We start from the raw sequence: 16,814 nt of genomic DNA, 5'->3' as shown, positions 1-16,814 counted from the left end.
GCCGAAAGTAGATTAAAAAGTAGTCGATTCTAGCGCTTTAACATCGCGCGTATATCCGCCAAGGCGGTGTTGCCGCGAACGGCCTTCACCTCGGTCGGGGTGTCGTCATTGCCTTCCCAGGCCAGGTCGTCCGGCGGCAGTTCATCCAGGAACCGGCTGGGCGCGCAATCGATGATTTCGCCGTACTGCTTGCGCTTGGCTGCAAAGGTGAAGGCCAGGGTCTGACGCGCGCGGGTAATGCCCACGTAGGCCAAGCGGCGCTCTTCTTCGATGGTGTCAGCTTCGATGCTGGAGCGGTGCGGGAGGATTTCCTCTTCCATGCCCATGATGAACACATAGGGGAATTCCAGGCCCTTGGACGCATGCAAGGTCATCATCTGCACACCTTCGGCGCCGTCTTCCTCTTCTTGCTGGCGCTCGAGCATGTCGCGCAGCACCAGCTTGCCGATGGCATCCTCGACGGTCATCTCGCCGTCTTCGTCTTTTTCCAGGGTGTTCTTCAACGCTTCAATCAGGAACCAGACGTTGCCCATGCGGTAATCCGCGGCCTTGTCGCTGGAACTGTTGGTGCGCAGCCAGTTTTCATAGTCAATGTCCATGACCATGCTGCGCAGGGCGCTGATCGGGTCTTCGCCGGCGCATTGCTCGCGCACCTTGTCCATGAAGCGCTTGAAGCGCGCCAGGCGGTCGGTGAAGCGCGTGTCCAAGTGTTCGCCCAAGCCGATTTCGTCGGTAGCGGCGTACATCGAGATCTTGCGTTCCGTGGCGTAGTTGCCGAGTTTTTCCAGGGTCGTGGAGCCGATCTCCCGGCGCGGCACGTTGATCACGCGCAGGAACGCGTTGTCGTCGTCCGGGTTCACGATCAGACGGAAGTAGGCCATCAGGTCTTTCACTTCCTGACGTCCGAAAAAGCTATTGCCGCCCGACAGTCGATACGGAATCTGGTGGTGCTGCAGCTTCAGCTCGATCAGCTTGGCCTGGTAGTTGCCGCGATACAGGATCGCGAAGTCGCTGTAGGGGCGGTCGGTGCGCAGGTGCAAGGTCAGTAACTCGACGGCCACGCGCTCGGCTTCGGCGTCTTCGTTGCGGCAGCGGATCACGCGGATCTCGTCGCCGTGGCCCATCTCGCTCCACAGTTGTTTTTCAAACTCGTGGGGGTTGTTCGAGATCAGCACGTTGGCACAGCGCAGGATGCGGCTGGTGGAGCGGTAATTTTGCTCCAGCATCACCACTTTCAGGGACGGGTAGTCGTCCTTGAGCAGCATCAGGTTTTCCGGGCGGGCGCCACGCCAGGCGTAGATCGACTGGTCATCGTCGCCGACCACGGTGAACTGGTTGCGCTTGCCGATCAGCATCTTCACCAGCAGATACTGGCTGGCGTTGGTGTCCTGGTATTCGTCCACCAGCAGGTAGCGCACCTTGTTCTGCCATTTTTCGAGGACGTCGGCGTGTTCCTCGAACAGCTTGACCGGCTGCAGGATCAGGTCATCGAAGTCCACCGCGTTGAACGCCTTTAGCGTGCGCTGGTAGTGGGTGTAGACGATGGCGGCAGTCTGTTCCTTGGGGTTGCGTGCGTTTTCCAGGGCCTGGGCGGGCAGGATCAGGTCGTTTTTCCAGGCGCCGATCATGTTCTTGATCTCATCCACGCCGTCGTCGCCTGCGTATTCCTTTTGCATGATGTCGGTCATCAGCGACTTCACGTCGGTCTCGTCGAAAATCGAGAAACCTGGCTTGTAGCCCAGACGTGCATGCTCCTTGCGGATAATGTTCAGCCCCAGGTTGTGGAACGTACACACGGTGAGCCCGCGGCCTTCGCCACCCTTGAGCAGGGTGCCGACACGTTCTTTCATTTCCCGCGCGGCCTTGTTGGTAAAGGTCATGGCGACGATGTACTGGGCGCGGATGCCGCACTGCTGGATCAGGTGCGCGATCTTGCGGGTGATCACGCTGGTCTTGCCGGAGCCTGCACCGGCGAGCACCAATAGAGGGCCGCCGACGTAGTTCACGGCTTCTTGCTGCCGGGGATTGAGTCGGGACATACGGAATTCAGGGAGTCGTTATTCAAAAGGGCGGGCATTTTAACAGGCTGGCAGGATTCTGCCCTGTCAGAACGACAGTGTGACGTACCACTCGATCTAAATTTGCCGGTTTTGATACTTTGCCGCAGGATGTGGGGGTTGTTTGAGACTAATGTTTACATTTTGAGTGTTTGATAACCCCTATCATTGGTGATTCTAAGGGCGCACGTCATAATGCCCGCCGCCAACGAAATATTGCAGAGTCTAGGGAGCTAGCTTGTCTACGCCTGTCGAACCCTTGCGTTTGCTGCTGCTGGCCGATGAGCCCGCGTGGGCAGCGTTATTGCGCGAGTGCCTGGCGCCGATGGGCGATGGGGCTGTGCTGATCAGCGCGCCAAACTGGGAGTCCGTGAGTCGTTTGTTCGATGACGACCACAGCGCCGTGCTATTGACCACGCCCAGCCTGCAACCCGGCCCTGGCCGCTGCAGCCTGCCGTGCGTGTTACTGCTGGAGCAAGAGCCCCTGGTGTCGCCCCTTGGCGTCAGCGATTGGCTGGTCAGTGATGTATTGGACGCCGATACACTGCGCCGCTGCCTGCGCCACGTTCGCGAGCGCGGGCTGCTGGAAAATACCTTGCAGCGCCTGGCCGAACAGGACCCGCTCACCGGCATTGCCAACCGCCAGGGCTTCCAGACCCTGCTGGCCGCGCGGCTGGCCGAGAATGAGGGGCGCGGCCTGGCCCTCGGTCACCTGGACCTCGACAACTTCCGGCACGCCAACGATGCCCTCGGGCACCAGGCTGGCGACCGGCTGATCCTGCAAGTGGTCTCACGGCTCAAGAGCCAGCTTGAGGTCGGAGACCAATTGGCGCGCCTGGGCAGCGACGAATTCGCCCTGCTGATCGACACCCGCCGTGCACCCCAGCGTGCCGAGTGGATGGCCGAGCGCATCACTGAAGTCATGGCCGAACCCTACTGGGTGGATGGCGAAAGCCTGCTGATCGGTTGCAGCCTGGGTGTGGCGCATGCTCGGGCTCGCGCCGGTGCCGACCCGCTGATGTGGCACGCCCATATCGCCATGCAGCAAGCCAAGAGCACCCAGGGCTGCACCTTTCATATCTTCAACGAACGCATCAACCGCAACGCGCGCAGCCTGGCCGACCTGGAAAGCGAGCTGCGCCGCGCCTTGCGTCGTGATGAACTGGAGCTGCATTACCAGCCGCGCCTGGACCTGGACGACGGGCACATCGTTGGCCTGGAAGCCCTGGTGCGCTGGCGTCATGGCGAGCGGGGCCTGTTGCCGCCGAGTGAATTCGTACCGTTGGCCGAGCAAAGCGGTTTGATCGTGCCGCTGGGCTACTGGGTGATTTCCCGAGCCCTGCGCGACATGCAGGACCTGCGTGAACGCGGCCTGCCGCCGCTGCACATGGCGGTCAATCTGTCGTTTCGCCAGTTTCAGGACAGCCAGTTGCTTTCGACCCTCAGCCGGCTGATTTCCGAGCGTGGTGTGGAAGCGCAATGGTTGGAGTTCGAGCTGACCGAAACGGCGGTGATGCGTCGCAGTGACTTGGTCAAGCAGACCATGGATGCGCTGGGTCGCCTTGGCGTGCGGTTTTCCCTGGACGATTTTGGCACCGGTTTCTCATCGTTCGTGCACCTCAACAGCCTGCCGATTGCCTTGTTGAAGATCGACAAGAGCTTTGTCGGTGGGATGGAAGAGCGTGAAGAAAACCGCAAACTGGTGCACGCCATGATCAACCTGGCCCACAACCTCAACCTGGAAGTGGTTGCCGAGGGGGTGGAAACGCCTGAGCAGCTAGCGTTGTTGAGGCTGTTTGGGTGTGACCAGGCGCAGGGTTACCTGATCAGCAAGCCACTGCCATTACCGGAGTTAGTGGATTACCTGACGTTTGGCAAGGGACAGCAGGCTTTGCTGGGTTGAGCGGTAAACCCAATCCAAATGTGGGATTTCTAGTCAGGCTGCATCGCCTGGAATCCAGTGCGAACCTCCGGCTCCCGCCGAATCATCCGCTTCATCTTCACTTCAAACGCCCATGTCAGGCTGACCGCCGCACACGCCAGGCCCAGCGCCAAACCCCACCACACGCCGGTCGGCCCCCAGCCCAGGGTGAAGGCCATCAGCCAGGCCGAAGGCGCACCGATCAGCCAGTAGCAGCCTAGGCCGACCAGGAAGGTGGTCTTGGCATCTTTCAACCCGCGGATACAGCCCATGGCGATGGTTTGTACGCCATCGAACAACTCGAACCAGGCCGCGACGGCCAACAGGCTGACGGCCAGCACGATCACGTCGTGAAACGCCGGGTCGTTATGGTCGAGGAACAGCCCGATCAGCGGGTCGGAGAATAGCCAGAACACCAGCGCAAATCCCAACATCACGGCAGCACCAAAGCTGATCCCGACGCGACCGGCCATACGCGCCTGCAACAACTGACCGGCACCGTAGTGCTGGCCGATGCGCATGGTGATCGCGTAGGACATCCCCGCCGGCACCATGAACGCCACCGAGACGATCTGCAGCGCGATCTGATGCGCTGCCAATTGCGTGCTGCCCATGGTGCCCATGCACAGCGCCGCAAAGGCAAACAGCCCGACTTCCACCGCGTAGGTGCCCCCAATCGGCAGGCCCAGGCGCCACAATTCGCGCAGGTATCGGGTGTTGAGACGTAGCAGGCCGTTGCTCAGCGGGTACGCCGCGTAGTTGCGGTTGTGGGAGATGTACCACATCAACGCCAGTGCCATCCCGTTGGCGACGATGGCCGTGACCAGCCCGATGCCCATCAGGCCGAGCTTCGGCAGGCCAAACATGCCTTCGATCAGCGCGTGGTTGAGCAGGTAGTTGGCCACCGCACCGCCGAGGCTGATCACCATTACCGGCGTCGCCTTGCCTATCGCGCTGGTGAAGCCGCGCAGGGCCATGAAGCTCAGGAAGCCGGGCAGGGCGAACGGCAAAATCGTCAGGAATTGCCCGGCGGAGTGCACATTGGTTTCGGTCTGGCCAAACAACAGCAACAGCGGTTTGAGGTTCCACAGCAACAGGCCGGCCGCCAAAGCCATCAGCCAAGCCAGCCATAGCCCGGCCTGGGTCAGCCGAGTGGCGCCTTCGATATCGCCCGCGCCGTGACGAATAGCCACCAGCGTACCCACGGCGGCGATCACGCCGATGCAGAAAATCGACACGAACGAATAGCTCGCCGCACCCAGGCCGCCACCGGCCAGGGCTTCGGGGCTCAGGCGGGCCATCATCAGGGTGTCGGTCAGCACCATCAGCATGTGCGCCAACTGTGAGGCAATCAACGGCCCTGACAGCCGCAGAATGGCCCAGAGTTCGGTACGTGCCGGATGCTGCATGATCATCACGCTCGAAAAGTCAGAGGGGTGGGGAAGGGTTGATTCTCGGCGCTCTCCGACCGTTGCACAAAGGGATAAATGCGATCGTTCGCATGACTAAAACTCATGGTAGGGTGCTGCATTGTTCTGTAGGAGGTTTCCATATGTCGCGTCGTCTTCCTCCGCTTTATGCGTTGCGCGCATTTGAAGCCGCGTCCCGGCACAACTCCTTTACCCGCGCGGCAGAGGAGCTTTCGATTACGCAAAGTGCAGTGAGCCGACATATCCGCACATTAGAAGAGCATTTCGCCTGCCGCCTGTTCCAGCGCAGTGGGCGCACCTTGCAACTCACCGAAGCCGCGCGCCTGCTATTGCCCGGTGTCCGAGAAGGTTTCGCCGCGCTGGAACGGGCCTGCCATACCCTGAACGCCGAAGATGACATCCTGCGCATGAAGGCACCGTCGACCCTGACCATGCGTTGGCTGTTGGCGCGGCTCAGTCGCTTCCGCGCATTGCAGCCGGGCAACGAAGTGCAATTGACCAGCGCCTGGATGAACATCGACGAAGTGGATTTCAATCAGGAGCCGTTCGATTGCGCGGTATTGCTGAGTAATGGCCACTTCCCGGCAGATTGGGAGGCGTGTTACCTGTTTGCCGAAATGCTGATACCGGTCGGCGCCCCCAACCTGCTGAACGACGGCCCTTGGGATGTGGCACGGCTGGCAGCCACCGAGCTGCTGCATCCGACGCCAGATCGTCGTGACTGGCGTTACTGGTTGGAGCGCATGAGGTTGTCATCCGAAGTGTCGCTCAAGGGCGGCCAGGTATTCGATACCCTCGAGCTGGGCATGATCGCCGCCGCACGGGGTTATGGTGTGTCGATGGGCGACTTGCTGATGGTGGCCGAAGACGTGGCCCAGGGGCGGTTGAGTTTGCCCTGGCCAACCGCCGTGGCCAGTGGCGAAAATTACTACCTGGTGTGGCCGAAAACCCGTCCCGGTGGCGAGCGTTTGCGGCGCTTGGCGGAGTTTCTGCAGGCGGAAGTCAAGGCGATGGAGTTGCCCCGGGTCGAATGCCTCGATTGAGGGATGGCAAACCGTTCGTGCAATCGTTTGCGCGATACCCCTGTAGATCGCTCAAGTATTGTCTCGACCTGCCGAAGTAGGTGTGTTGGAAACTTCGTGCACAACGTTCCCCACCAGATAATTTGCCGAGCAGCGCTATGAGATCAGGATGATCCTGGCCTCGGCCAGGAGCCTTCATGTCTCAACCTCGCGCCCGGATAGCCTCACAGTTAGGTATCGCTTTAGCCTTGATTCTGGCTGTCGCCATTGGTGGCAGCACTGTCTTTGCCCTGCGCTCCCTCGACTCAGCCAACCTCGATACCCGCGAGGAACACCTGGCCAGTGAAGCGCGGCTGCTCGCCGACCAACTCAACACGTTCCACAGCACGCTGCGTGAGAGCACCGAGCGCCTGACCGGGCTGTTCGAGAAGCGCTTCAGTGCCGGCTTGAGCGTACGGGCCGATCAACCAGTCGCGGTCGCCGGCGTACAGACCCCGAGCCTCTTCCTGGGCAGCGATCTCCTGAACAACAACTTCCAGGAAGTGGACGAGTTCAAGCAGATGTCCGGTGGCGTGGCCACGGTATTTGTGCGCAGCGGCGACGACTTCATCCGTGTCAGCACTTCCCTGACCAAGCAGGATGGCAATCGCGCTATTGGCACTGTGCTTGACCGCAATGGGCCGGCCTATCCGCGTGTATCCAGTGGCCAGACCTACATCGGCCGAGCGGTGTTGTTCGATCGTTCCTACATGACGCAATACAGCCCGGTGCGCGACACCAGCGGCAAAGTCATCGCGGTGCTGTTCATCGGCTTTGACTATACTGACGCCCAGAACGCGCAGTTCGAGAACCTCAAACGCTTCCGTATCGGTAAGACCGGTTCCCTGGCGTTGCTGGATGAGCAGAAGCGCTGGTTGGTGCCGCCGGCTGGCGTGCAGGCGCCGGATCAAGCGGTGCCCGTTATGTTGGACCTGGCTAAGGCGCCCAGTGTTGGCCGTTTTTGGGCTGACAAAAATGAAGACTTCTACAGCGTGTCGGTACCCTTCGAAGGCGGGCCGTGGGCCGTGATTGCGAGCATGCCCAAAGCGGAGATTCGCTCGGTGACGTGGGATGTCGGCATCCGGCTGGTGATTGGCAGCGTGCTGGCGATGCTGCTGGCAGTGGGTGCAACCGTCTGGCTGCTGCGCAGCAAACTGGCGCCACTGGGCGACTTGGTGCGCCAGGCCGAAGCCTTGGGCGCGGGTGATTTGAGCGCACGCCTGAATGTGTCCAGCCATGATGAAATCGGCCAGCTGGCGCGCAGTTTCAACCAGATGGGTGAAGCGCTGTCGACCATGGTCTCGCACATCCGTAACGCCGCCGGAGAGGTCAACAGCCGCGCCCAGGCGTTGTCCGGTTTGTCCGGTGGTGCCTATGAAGGCATGGAGCAGCAGTCCGGCGAGATCACCAGCATGGCCGGCGCGGTAGAAGAGTTCAGCGCCACCTCGCTGAACATCGCTGACAACATGGGTGCCACCGAGCGCCTGGCCCAGGAAAACGCTCAGCAAACCCGCATCGGCCGTAACTCGATGCAAGAGGCGTCGTCGTCCCTGGAGCACATCGCCACGGCCCTCAACAGCACGGCCACGGTGATCAACACCCTGGGCCAGCGCTCCCAGGAAATTGGGGGGATCGTCGGGGTGATTACGTCGATCGCTGATCAGACCAACCTGCTGGCACTCAACGCGGCTATCGAGGCCGCACGGGCCGGTGAGCAAGGGCGTGGTTTTGCCGTGGTCGCCGATGAAGTACGCAACCTGGCGTCGCGCACCCGAGAGGCTACGGACGAAATCTCTGGGATGATCCAAAGTATCCAGCAAGAAACCGGCAATGCCATCAGCACCATGGAGCACGGTAACGTGCTGATGCAGGAAGGTCTGTCGCGTAACGCCGACGTGGCTTCGGCCCTGGCGCGTATCGATGAGCAAAGCCGCTCGGCCGGTGAGCAGTTCGCTGCGATCACCACGGCCACCCAGGAACAGAGCAGCACGGCGACCTTGCTTAGCAGCAACTTGCAAAGCATTGCGCTGGCCAACAGCGAGCAGCGTGAAGTGGTGTCGAACCTGGCAATTACCGCCAAGGAACTGGAGACGCTGGCGGCGGGTTTGCGGCATGAGGTGGATCGGTTCCGCTGAAACTCCGCAGATCAATTGTGGGACCTGGCTCGTGTGGGAGCCGGGCTTGCCCGCGATGCAGGCACCTCTGGTTTTCGGATGTACCGAGGTGACGTTAACGCAGGCAAGCCAGCGCCCACATTTTGGCACTGTGCCAGGCTCAAGTGATCGCTGCCGGCCGGTATTGCAGGGCTTCTTTCAGATGATCGCGGGAAATGGCGTCGGTCTGTTCGATGTCGGCCAACGTGCGCGCAACCTTCAACAGCCGGTGGGCCGCGCGCAGCGAGAGTGTCAGTCGTTCGCAGGCGGTCTCCAGCCAGCCCTCATCGACCTTGGTCAGCTTGCAATGCTTGCGTAGCCCAGGCAGATCAAGAAACGCGTTGGCACACCCCTGGCGTTTTTGCTGATGCTCTCGGGCCTGGGCGACCCGCGCCGATGCATGAGCCGTTGTGTCGCCAGCTTGGTGGATTGGGTTCAGCGCAGTCGTTTCCCGTGCCACCGTCAGGTGCAAGTCAATCCGGTCCAGCAATGGCCCGGAGAGTTTGTTGCGGTAGCGTTGAATCTGCTCCGGCGTACAACGACAACGCCCGCTGGGTTCGCCCAAGTAGCCGCAAGGGCAGGGGTTCATGGCGGCCACAAGTTGAAAACGCGCCGGGAAACTCACGCGGTCGCGAGCGCGGGAAATCACGATATGGCCAGACTCCAATGGCTCTCGCAGCACCTCCAGCACCTTGCGATCAAACTCCGGCAACTCGTCCAGGAACAGCACCCCGTGGTGAGCCAGGGTGATCTCCCCCGGTTGCGGCTTCGACCCGCCGCCCACCAACGCCGGGCCTGAAGCCGAGTGATGGGGCTGGCGAAATGGCCGATGCGGCCAATGACTCAGCGGGGCCAGGCTGACCACGGATTGAATCGCTGCCACCTCCAAGGCTTCCTGCTCACTCAAGGGCGGCAGCAACCCTGGAAGGCGACTGGCGAGCAACGTTTTACCGGTACCAGGCGGACCGCTGAACAGCAGGTTATGCGCCCCCGCCGCCGCTATCAGTAACGCCCGCTTGGCCGCCAACTGGCCCTGTACTTCACTCAGGTCCGGGTAAGGCTTATTCAAATACAGCAATCCGTCGGACTTGTACGGCTCAATCGGCTGGTGCCCATTCAGGTGCGCAACCACCTGAAGCAAGTGATCCACTGCGATCACTTTCAACCCCGACGCCAGGCACGCCTCTTCGGCATTCGCCCTGGGCACTATCACGGTACGCCCGGCCTTGCGCGCCGCGAGCGCCGCCGGCAACACGCCTTTCACGGCCCGGACTTCACCGGACAGCGCCAACTCGCCCAGGCATTCCACATCATCCAGCATCAACGCCGGCACCTGCACACTGGCCGCCAGGATGCCCAGGGCAATCGCCAGATCAAAGCGCCCGCCGTCCTTGGGCAGGTCGGCGGGCGCGAGGTTGAGGGTGATGCGCCGGGCCGGGTATTGCAGGGCGGAGTTGAGGATGGCGCTGCGCACGCGGTCCTTGCTTTCCTTGACCGCCGTTTCCGGCAGGCCCACCAGCGTCAGGGACGGCAAACCATTGGCCATATGCACTTCAACGGTGACGGCGGGGGCTTCGACGCCGATCTGGGCGCGGCTGTGGACGATCGCGAGGGACATGCTCGTTCCTTGAATGGGAGGCCGCTTCCTGCGGTTTTTCAAGGGTAGACGAGGGGTGGCGGGGGTAAGGGATCAGACTTTTACAGGACGTATCAACGCGCAAAGGCGTCGGGATATTTATCCAGATAAGCATCGCTGAGTTGTGTGTCGGGGGAGCGCATGAAGGTGCGGAAATCGGGAATCAGGAACACCAGCAGCGATAACCCCAGCACCATCGCACCCAGTGACGTGATGGTCAGTGCGACACCGAGGTGAGCGATCAGGCCGTTCATGGCAAAACTGCCCAGCGGGCTGGCGGCTGCGGAGAGGAAGGACACGGTGGCAAAGATCCGATTGCGATGCTGCTTGGGTGTCGCCAGCAACCTGACGGCAGAGGTCGGAATGTTGATCAGCATCAGCCCGACCCCGCCGCAGAAAAACGCCAGCGGTACCACGAACGTCGACGAGAGCGTACCGGCCACCCACATATTGCCCCCCAACAGTGCAAACCCCGCAGCGACACAGATGTCACGGGGCACACGCTCGCCCAGCCAGCCGACGATCTTGTAGCTGCCCGCCAAAATGCCCAGGCCGAAACACGCATCCAGCAGGCCGAGGTAGGTCACCGGGTACTGGATAACCGTCTTCACATACAACGGCAGCAGGATGGTAAAGAACGGAAAGAGGGCAAAATTGACGAGCATCGCCACGAGGGCGAGGTAGAACTCGACTTTCACGCCATAGACCGCCTTGAATCCCGAATAAATCATTCTGAAGCCGTTGGAGGTTGGCGCTTGTTCATCCGGAGCACTGGCGCCGAGCTGGCTTGGGACCGTTGCAACCAACAGTGCCGCTCCCAGCATCGCAAAACAGTCGACGGTAAAAGTCAGCGTGGTTCCAAAACCGAAAATCAGCGCGCTGGCAATGACGGGGCCAAGCAAGTTGGCAATGGACGACAGCATGCTTTTGGTGCGAACGGCGAGTGAGACCTGATCGGCGCCTGCGAACAACGGAATAATCGACGATTGCAGCGGGTCGCGCACGCCGGCGACGGCACTGCCGACCAGCATCAGGGCGCCGACACTCCACGGGTTGAACAACTGCGTAGCGGATAGCACAACCATCAGCAACGCGGTCAGCACGCTTGTCAGGGAGGCCAGCTTGAGGATCAGAATCTTGTTGTACTTGTCACCCAGCCATCCCAGCAGTGGCCGGGCGAGCACTTCCGCCGCGATTGAACAGGCGATCATGTTGGCGAAGGCGAGGGCGGAACCGGTTTCCTGCAAGGCCCACCACGCTACAGCCAGCTGGTTGCAGCGTCCACCCAGCACCACCAGCAAAAAGCTGAATTGTATTTTCAGCAGGCGCCGGTCAAGGGCGGGCAAGCCCCACATGGAGGATTTGATGCCGGTTAATCGCCCGCTGGCGTCAACCGTGCTTCCAACTCCGCGACTTTAGCCTCCAGGGTCTCCAATCGCGCACGCGTGCGGGCAAGCACCACCATCTGGCTATCGAACTCTTCCCGGCTGACCAGATCAAGTTTGCTGAAGCCGCTTTGCAGTAATGCCTTGAATTGGCTTTCGATCTCATTGCGAGGCAACGGGGTATCACCGTTGAACAAGCGAGAGGCGTGGCCGCTCAGGGCGTCGAGGAGGTCTTTGGGCGCGAGCATGGGAAATATTCCGGAAAACTGTTGGCCGGCAGTGTATCACGCAGCGTCTATAGTCTTTTTCATGGCGGCGCACGCACGCTTTTCGCGCAGAGGGTTGGGCGCTGGCGCACTGTTTTTGTGCGCATTGCCGCCGCCATTAGGTCCTGCAGGTGGGCATAAGTGGGCAAAGGACTGATTTCAGTGATTTTTACGGAGCTGGCAAGGTTTCTGCTTAGACGATCATGACCCATGCACTGATGCAGTCGCTGTGACGAATGCAGTGCGCCGACGGATCAGGGGTACAGGTTTCGTCACCAGTGGTTTGCTGGCGTCGCAGAGGCAAATGCCGAGGCGACGACGCGTTACAAAGCCAGGCACTGCGCTTAGACTTGAGACGGGTTTGTTTTCCTGGGGCAAGTCCACCAATTCGGGAGAGAGTTTTCATGAAGCTAGTCACTGCCATCATCAAGCCGTTCAAGTTGGACGATGTACGCGAGTCGTTGTCCGAGATCGGCGTGCAGGGCATTACCGTTACTGAGGTCAAAGGCTTCGGTCGGCAGAAGGGTCACACCGAGCTGTATCGCGGCGCGGAATACGTGGTCGATTTCCTGCCAAAGGTGAAGATTGATGTCGCCATTGACGACAAGGATCTTGACCGGGTTATCGAGGCGATAACCAAGGCCGCCAACACCGGCAAGATCGGTGACGGCAAGATCTTCGTGGTCAATCTGGAACAGGCTATTCGCATCCGTACCGGCGAAACCGATACCGACGCAATCTAAGCCGCCAAACCCCAACGCCCCAGGAGAAAACAATATGACTCTGCGTAAATTCGCAGGGCTCGGAGCCCTGTTGTCCATCGTAATGCCAAGCCTGGCCATGGCGGCAGACGAAGTGGCGGCTCCAGTCCTCAATTCCGGCGACACCGCGTGGATGCTCACGTCCACCGCGCTGGTGCTGTTCATGACCATTCCAGGCCTGGCGCTGTTCTACGGCGGCATGGTGCGCTCCAAAAACATTCTTTCCGTGATGATGCAGTGCTTTGCCATCACCGGCCTGATCAGCATCCTGTGGGTCGTCTACGGCTACAGCATCGCGTTTGATACGACTGGGATGGAGCAGGGCGTCGTCAACTTCAACTCCTTCTTCGGCGGCATGGGCAAGGCGTTCCTGGCGGGCGTTACCCCGGCCAGCATCACCGGGCCTGCGGCACTGTTCCCTGAAGCGGTGTTCATCACCTTCCAGATGACCTTCGCCATCATCACCCCGGCGCTGATCGTCGGTGCCTTCGCCGAGCGCATGAAGTTCTCCGCGATGCTGATCTTCATGGCTATCTGGTTCACCCTGGTCTATGCGCCAATCGCGCACATGGTCTGGAGCGGTAACGGTGGCCTGTTGTGGGACTGGGGCGTGCTGGACTTCGCTGGCGGCACCGTGGTGCACATCAACGCCGGTGTGGCTGGCCTGGTAGCGTGCATCGTGCTCGGCAAGCGCAAAGGCTTCCCGACCACCCCAATGGCACCGCACAACCTGGGTTACACCCTGATCGGCGCGGCCATGCTGTGGGTGGGCTGGTTCGGCTTCAACGCCGGTTCCGCTGCTGCCGCCAACGGCACCGCCGGCATGGCGATGCTGGTTACCCAGATCGCTACCGCTGCTGCGGCGCTGGGCTGGATGTTCGCTGAGTGGATCACTCACGGTAAGCCAAGCGCACTGGGTATCGCCTCGGGCGTAGTGGCTGGCTTGGTTGCAGTGACCCCGGCTGCCGGCACCGTCGGCCCGATGGGCGCCCTGGTGATCGGTCTGGTCGCCGGTGTGATCTGCTTCTTCTGCGCCACCAGCCTTAAGCGCAAGCTGGGCTACGACGACTCCCTGGACGCGTTCGGCGTGCACGGTATCGGCGGTATCGTCGGTGCGATCCTCACCGGTGTGTTTGCAGCCCCGGCACTGGGCGGCTTCGGCACTGTGACTGACGTGGCTGCACAGGTCTGGATCCAGTGCAAAGGCGTAGGTTTCACCGTGATCTACACGGCTATCGTGACCTACATCATCCTCAAGGTGCTGGACATGGTCATGGGCCTGCGTGTCACCGAAGAGGAAGAGGCTGTCGGCCTCGACCTGGCGCAACACAACGAGCGCGGTTACAACTTGTAATTACGCGAAAAAAAGATGCCCGGCTTGCCGGGCATTTTTTTGCCTGGCGTTTGTCAGTCATACCAAGCTGTACCGGTTTTTAAGCAGCGTTTGTGATGGGATGCACACGGCGCTTTTCAGCGTGCCAATGTCTTACAGGCATGTAGGCGTATTCGGCACTTTGTTTTTTCCCAGAGCGCGCTAGAATGCGCGCCGATGGGCGGAGAACTGTATGTGGCAACAGACCTTGATTACCCTGCGGGCCAAGCCCCGGGGCTTTCACCTGGTGACCGATGAGTTGCTGGCCGGCTTGCCTGAATTGAAGGCCTGTCGCGTGGGCTTGTTGCATTTGTGGCTGCAGCACACCTCGGCCTCGTTGACCATCAACGAGAATGCCGACCCGGCGGTTCGCCGTGACTTCGAACGTTTTTTCAACTCGCTGGTGCCGCAAGGGCGTGCAGGGTTCGAACACAACGACGAAGGTCCGGATGACCTGCCGGCGCATTTCAAGGCCAGTCTCCTGGGCTGCCAGCTGAGTTTGCCGGTGCAGGCCGGCCGCTTGGCGATAGGGACCTGGCAAGGTGTTTATCTGGGCGAGCACCGTGATCATGGCGGTGCTCGTAAAGTCCTCGCCACCTTGCACGGTGATGGGGCGTAAGCCACTGGTTATCCGGTGGATGTTGATTTTTTTCCGGCAGCCGTCGACAGAGGGTGAAGCTGGGCTATAACTAATCTGCTTTTCGCAAGTCATGAGGTAGAACATGAGCGACGATGATCTGGAAAACGACGAACTCGAAGTAGGTGACGACGACGAGACCGAGGAAGGTCTTGAAGCGGCGGTCGAAGACGTTGCTGACGAAGGTGATGACGCTGGTGATGACGCACCTGTCAAAGCAGCCAAAGGCAAAGCCAAGGCAGCTGTGTCGGTAGATGAATTGCCAAGCGTTGAAGCCAAGAACAAAGAGCGCGACGCCCTGGCCCGTGCGATGGAAGAATTCCTCGCTAAAGGCGGCAAAGTGGTCGAAGTCGAGGCTAACGTGGTGGCAGACCCGCCGAAGAAGCCTGATAACAAGTACGGCAGCCGGCCTATCTAAGGTCAATTGCATGCTTGCGTGAAAAGCCCGCCGTCGCTGCGGGTTTTTCATGGGTGGAACAAAATTCGCGGTCTGCCGTAATACTCTGTGGGAGCAGGCAAGCCAGCTCCACATTGGGTTCGGTGTTAGTTCCAGCTACCCAGCAATGCTGGCAACTCCGTCAGGCTTCGAATCTGCGCATCCGGGCGTTTTTCCCCCTCCCAAGCCTTGCCCGCCGGATTGAACCACACCGCCCGAAGCCCCGCCTGCTGTGCCCCGGCAATGTCATCCCCTGGATGATCGCCAATATGCACCGCTGCGCTGGCGTCCACGCCACCGCGCTGCAACGCTTCCTGAAACAATCGCGCATCCGGCTTGGCGATGCCTATGTCTTCGGCACGCAGCGCAAAGTGGAAATAATCCGCCAGGCCCACCCGCTGCACATCGGCGTTGCCGTTGGTGATCACCCCCAGCAGAAAGTGCTGGCGTAGCGCTTGCAGCATCGGCTCGGCTTCGGGGAATGGGGTGATCTGGTGCCGCGCATGGATGAATGCTTCGAAACACACGTCCGCCATCTCCCTGGCCTGAGGCTGTGGATAACCGGCCTCTTCAAATGCATGCATCAACACCCGGTGGCGCAGCAGGCTGATACGGTGTTTCAGCTCAGGATGACGCTCCAGCACCTGTTGGCGCAGAGTGGCGAAATGCTCCAGAGGCAGGTCGCCGACCTTGGACGCGTGGGTGACCAGCCATTCACGCATCGACGCTTCGGCGCTGATGATGACGGGTACGTTGTCCCAGAGTGTGTCGTCCAGGTCGAAGGTGATCAGCTTGATACTCATGAGTCGCCGCCCTTGATGCGTTTGGCCCTTGGATGGGCGCTGTCGTACACGGTTGCCAAGTGTTGGAAATCCAGATGGGTGTAGATCTGCGTGGTCTTGATGTCAGAGTGGCCGAGCAGCTCTTGAACTGCGCGCAAGTCTTGAGACGATTCCAGCATATGGCTGGCAAAGGAGTGTCGCAGCATGTGTGGGTGCAGGTTTTGCCCCAATTCGCGCTCACCCGCCGCCTTGACCCGCACTTGAATCGCCCGTGGCCCCAGGCGGCGGCCTTGCTGGCTGACAAACACCGCGTCGTCTGCCGGGTTGGTCAATAGACGTAGCGGTAGCCACAACTGCAAGGCCTCCCGCGCTTTGCGGCCTACGGGCAGCACTCGGGTCTTACTGCCCTTGCCGAGCACTTGCACCAGGCCGTCCGCGAGGTCGAGTTGATCCAGGTTCAGGCCGGTCAGCTCCGAGAGACGCAAGCCTGATGAATAGAACAGCTCAAGGATCGCCTGGTCGCGATGGGCCAGGAAGTCATCCTCGACGGCACCCTCGAGCAGTTGCAGGGCGCGGTCGGTGTCCAGGGTCTTGGGCAGGCGCCGCTCGCCCTTTGGCGGCGACAGGCCATTGGCCGGGTCGTGGTCGCACAGGCCTTCACGGTTCAGATAATGATAAAGCCCGCGGACCGCCGAGAGCAGGCGCGACAGGCTGCGCGAAGATTGGCCCGCCTGGTGCAGGCGCGCGACCAGGCTGCGCAGGCTCTGGATATCCAAGGCCTTCCAGCTGCTGATCTGTTGTTTTTCGCAGTACGCCAAGACCTTGTTCAAGTCCCGTCGGTAGGCTTCCAAGGTATGGGGCGACACCTGGCGCTCGTTGCGCAGGTGAGCGCAGTAAGCGTCCAGTTGCCGTTCCAT

14 protein-coding genes and 1 pseudogene are annotated in these 16,814 nt (G+C 60.7%); 8 read left to right on the top strand and 7 right to left on the bottom strand.

Annotated elements, in window-relative coordinates:
- Window positions 1-29: 29 nt before the first annotated feature.
- Window positions 30-2,039, bottom strand: coding sequence for a DNA helicase Rep (gene rep / locus BFP95_RS11385; RefSeq protein ID WP_049710948.1), 2,010 nt, complete (start codon window positions 2,037-2,039; stop codon window positions 30-32).
- Window positions 2,040-2,295: 256 nt separating this feature from the next.
- Between rep and BFP95_RS11380 the strand changes: the two genes are divergently transcribed.
- Window positions 2,296-3,960, top strand: coding sequence for a putative bifunctional diguanylate cyclase/phosphodiesterase (locus tag BFP95_RS11380; protein ID WP_065875462.1), 1,665 nt, complete (start codon window positions 2,296-2,298; stop codon window positions 3,958-3,960).
- A 29-nt stretch (window positions 3,961-3,989) separates the two neighbouring features.
- On the opposite strand, the gene BFP95_RS11375 is transcribed toward BFP95_RS11380, so the two are convergent.
- Window positions 3,990-5,393 (bottom strand): NorM family multidrug efflux MATE transporter, encoded by a 1,404-nt coding sequence (locus BFP95_RS11375; RefSeq protein WP_065910082.1) that lies wholly within the window; start codon window positions 5,391-5,393, stop codon window positions 3,990-3,992.
- Window positions 5,394-5,530: 137 nt separating this feature from the next.
- On the opposite strand from BFP95_RS11375, the gene BFP95_RS11370 reads away from it, so the two are divergent.
- The 3 genes and pseudogenes from BFP95_RS11370 (at window position 5,531) to BFP95_RS30305 (ending at window position 8,604) form a co-directional block, all read left to right on the top strand.
- Entirely contained in the window at window positions 5,531-6,451 is a 921-nt protein-coding gene (locus BFP95_RS11370) for a LysR substrate-binding domain-containing protein (RefSeq protein ID WP_065875460.1), read from the top strand.
- A gap of 176 nt (window positions 6,452-6,627) precedes the next feature.
- A pseudogene (locus BFP95_RS30310) lies at window positions 6,628-7,749 on the top strand (Cache 3/Cache 2 fusion domain-containing protein); the annotation flags it as partial.
- Window positions 7,744-8,604 carry a methyl-accepting chemotaxis protein gene (locus BFP95_RS30305; protein WP_371914457.1) on the top strand — a complete coding sequence of 287 codons (861 nt, stop codon included), beginning with the start codon at window positions 7,744-7,746 and terminating at the stop codon, window positions 8,602-8,604. The pseudogene BFP95_RS30310 and the gene BFP95_RS30305, both read left to right, overlap by 6 nt.
- A gap of 139 nt (window positions 8,605-8,743) precedes the next feature.
- Here BFP95_RS30305 and BFP95_RS11360 read toward each other — a convergent pair whose 3' ends face one another.
- The 3 genes from BFP95_RS11360 to BFP95_RS11350 form a co-directional block, all read right to left on the bottom strand.
- Window positions 8,744-10,240 carry a YifB family Mg chelatase-like AAA ATPase gene (locus tag BFP95_RS11360; protein WP_065875458.1) on the bottom strand — a complete coding sequence of 499 codons (1,497 nt, stop codon included), beginning with the start codon at window positions 10,238-10,240 and terminating at the stop codon, window positions 8,744-8,746.
- A gap of 92 nt (window positions 10,241-10,332) precedes the next feature.
- Window positions 10,333-11,613 (bottom strand): MFS transporter, encoded by a 1,281-nt coding sequence (locus BFP95_RS11355; RefSeq protein WP_065910080.1) that lies wholly within the window; start codon window positions 11,611-11,613, stop codon window positions 10,333-10,335.
- A 17-nt stretch (window positions 11,614-11,630) separates the two neighbouring features.
- Window positions 11,631-11,891: an accessory factor UbiK family protein gene (locus tag BFP95_RS11350; RefSeq protein WP_065880248.1), complete on the bottom strand. Its 261-nt coding sequence runs from the start codon at window positions 11,889-11,891 to the stop codon at window positions 11,631-11,633.
- A gap of 422 nt (window positions 11,892-12,313) precedes the next feature.
- Here BFP95_RS11350 and glnK point away from each other — a divergent pair, with 422 nt between their 5' ends.
- From glnK to sutA, 4 genes are all read left to right on the top strand, one after another.
- On the top strand, window positions 12,314-12,652 hold the full coding sequence (gene glnK / locus BFP95_RS11345; RefSeq protein WP_002555808.1) for a P-II family nitrogen regulator: 339 nt from the start codon (window positions 12,314-12,316) through the stop codon (window positions 12,650-12,652).
- Window positions 12,653-12,686: 34 nt separating this feature from the next.
- Window positions 12,687-14,024 (top strand): ammonium transporter, encoded by a 1,338-nt coding sequence (locus tag BFP95_RS11340; protein WP_049710955.1) that lies wholly within the window; start codon window positions 12,687-12,689, stop codon window positions 14,022-14,024.
- Between the two features lie 211 nt (window positions 14,025-14,235).
- Window positions 14,236-14,661 carry a secondary thiamine-phosphate synthase enzyme YjbQ gene (locus tag BFP95_RS11335; RefSeq protein ID WP_049710956.1) on the top strand — a complete coding sequence of 142 codons (426 nt, stop codon included), beginning with the start codon at window positions 14,236-14,238 and terminating at the stop codon, window positions 14,659-14,661.
- A gap of 103 nt (window positions 14,662-14,764) precedes the next feature.
- Window positions 14,765-15,097: a transcriptional regulator SutA gene (gene sutA, locus BFP95_RS11330; RefSeq protein ID WP_065875455.1), complete on the top strand. Its 333-nt coding sequence runs from the start codon at window positions 14,765-14,767 to the stop codon at window positions 15,095-15,097.
- 125 nt (window positions 15,098-15,222) lie between these two features.
- On the opposite strand, the gene BFP95_RS11325 is transcribed toward sutA, so the two are convergent.
- Together BFP95_RS11325 and xerC are read right to left on the bottom strand one after the other, a co-directional pair.
- Window positions 15,223-15,918 (bottom strand): HAD family hydrolase, encoded by a 696-nt coding sequence (locus tag BFP95_RS11325; RefSeq protein WP_065875454.1) that lies wholly within the window; start codon window positions 15,916-15,918, stop codon window positions 15,223-15,225.
- A complete protein-coding gene (gene xerC, locus BFP95_RS11320; RefSeq protein WP_065875453.1) occupies window positions 15,915-16,814 on the bottom strand; it encodes a tyrosine recombinase XerC in 900 nt (299 codons plus the stop codon). Before xerC ends, BFP95_RS11325 begins: the two co-directional genes overlap by 4 nt.

Source organism: Pseudomonas sp. 58 R 12, from assembly GCF_900005865.1.
GTDB classification, from domain to species: Bacteria; Pseudomonadota; Gammaproteobacteria; order Pseudomonadales; family Pseudomonadaceae; genus Aquipseudomonas; species Aquipseudomonas tritici.
The sequence above is the reverse complement of the archived record's forward strand: the minus strand, read 5'-3'. Positions and strand labels throughout refer to the sequence as shown.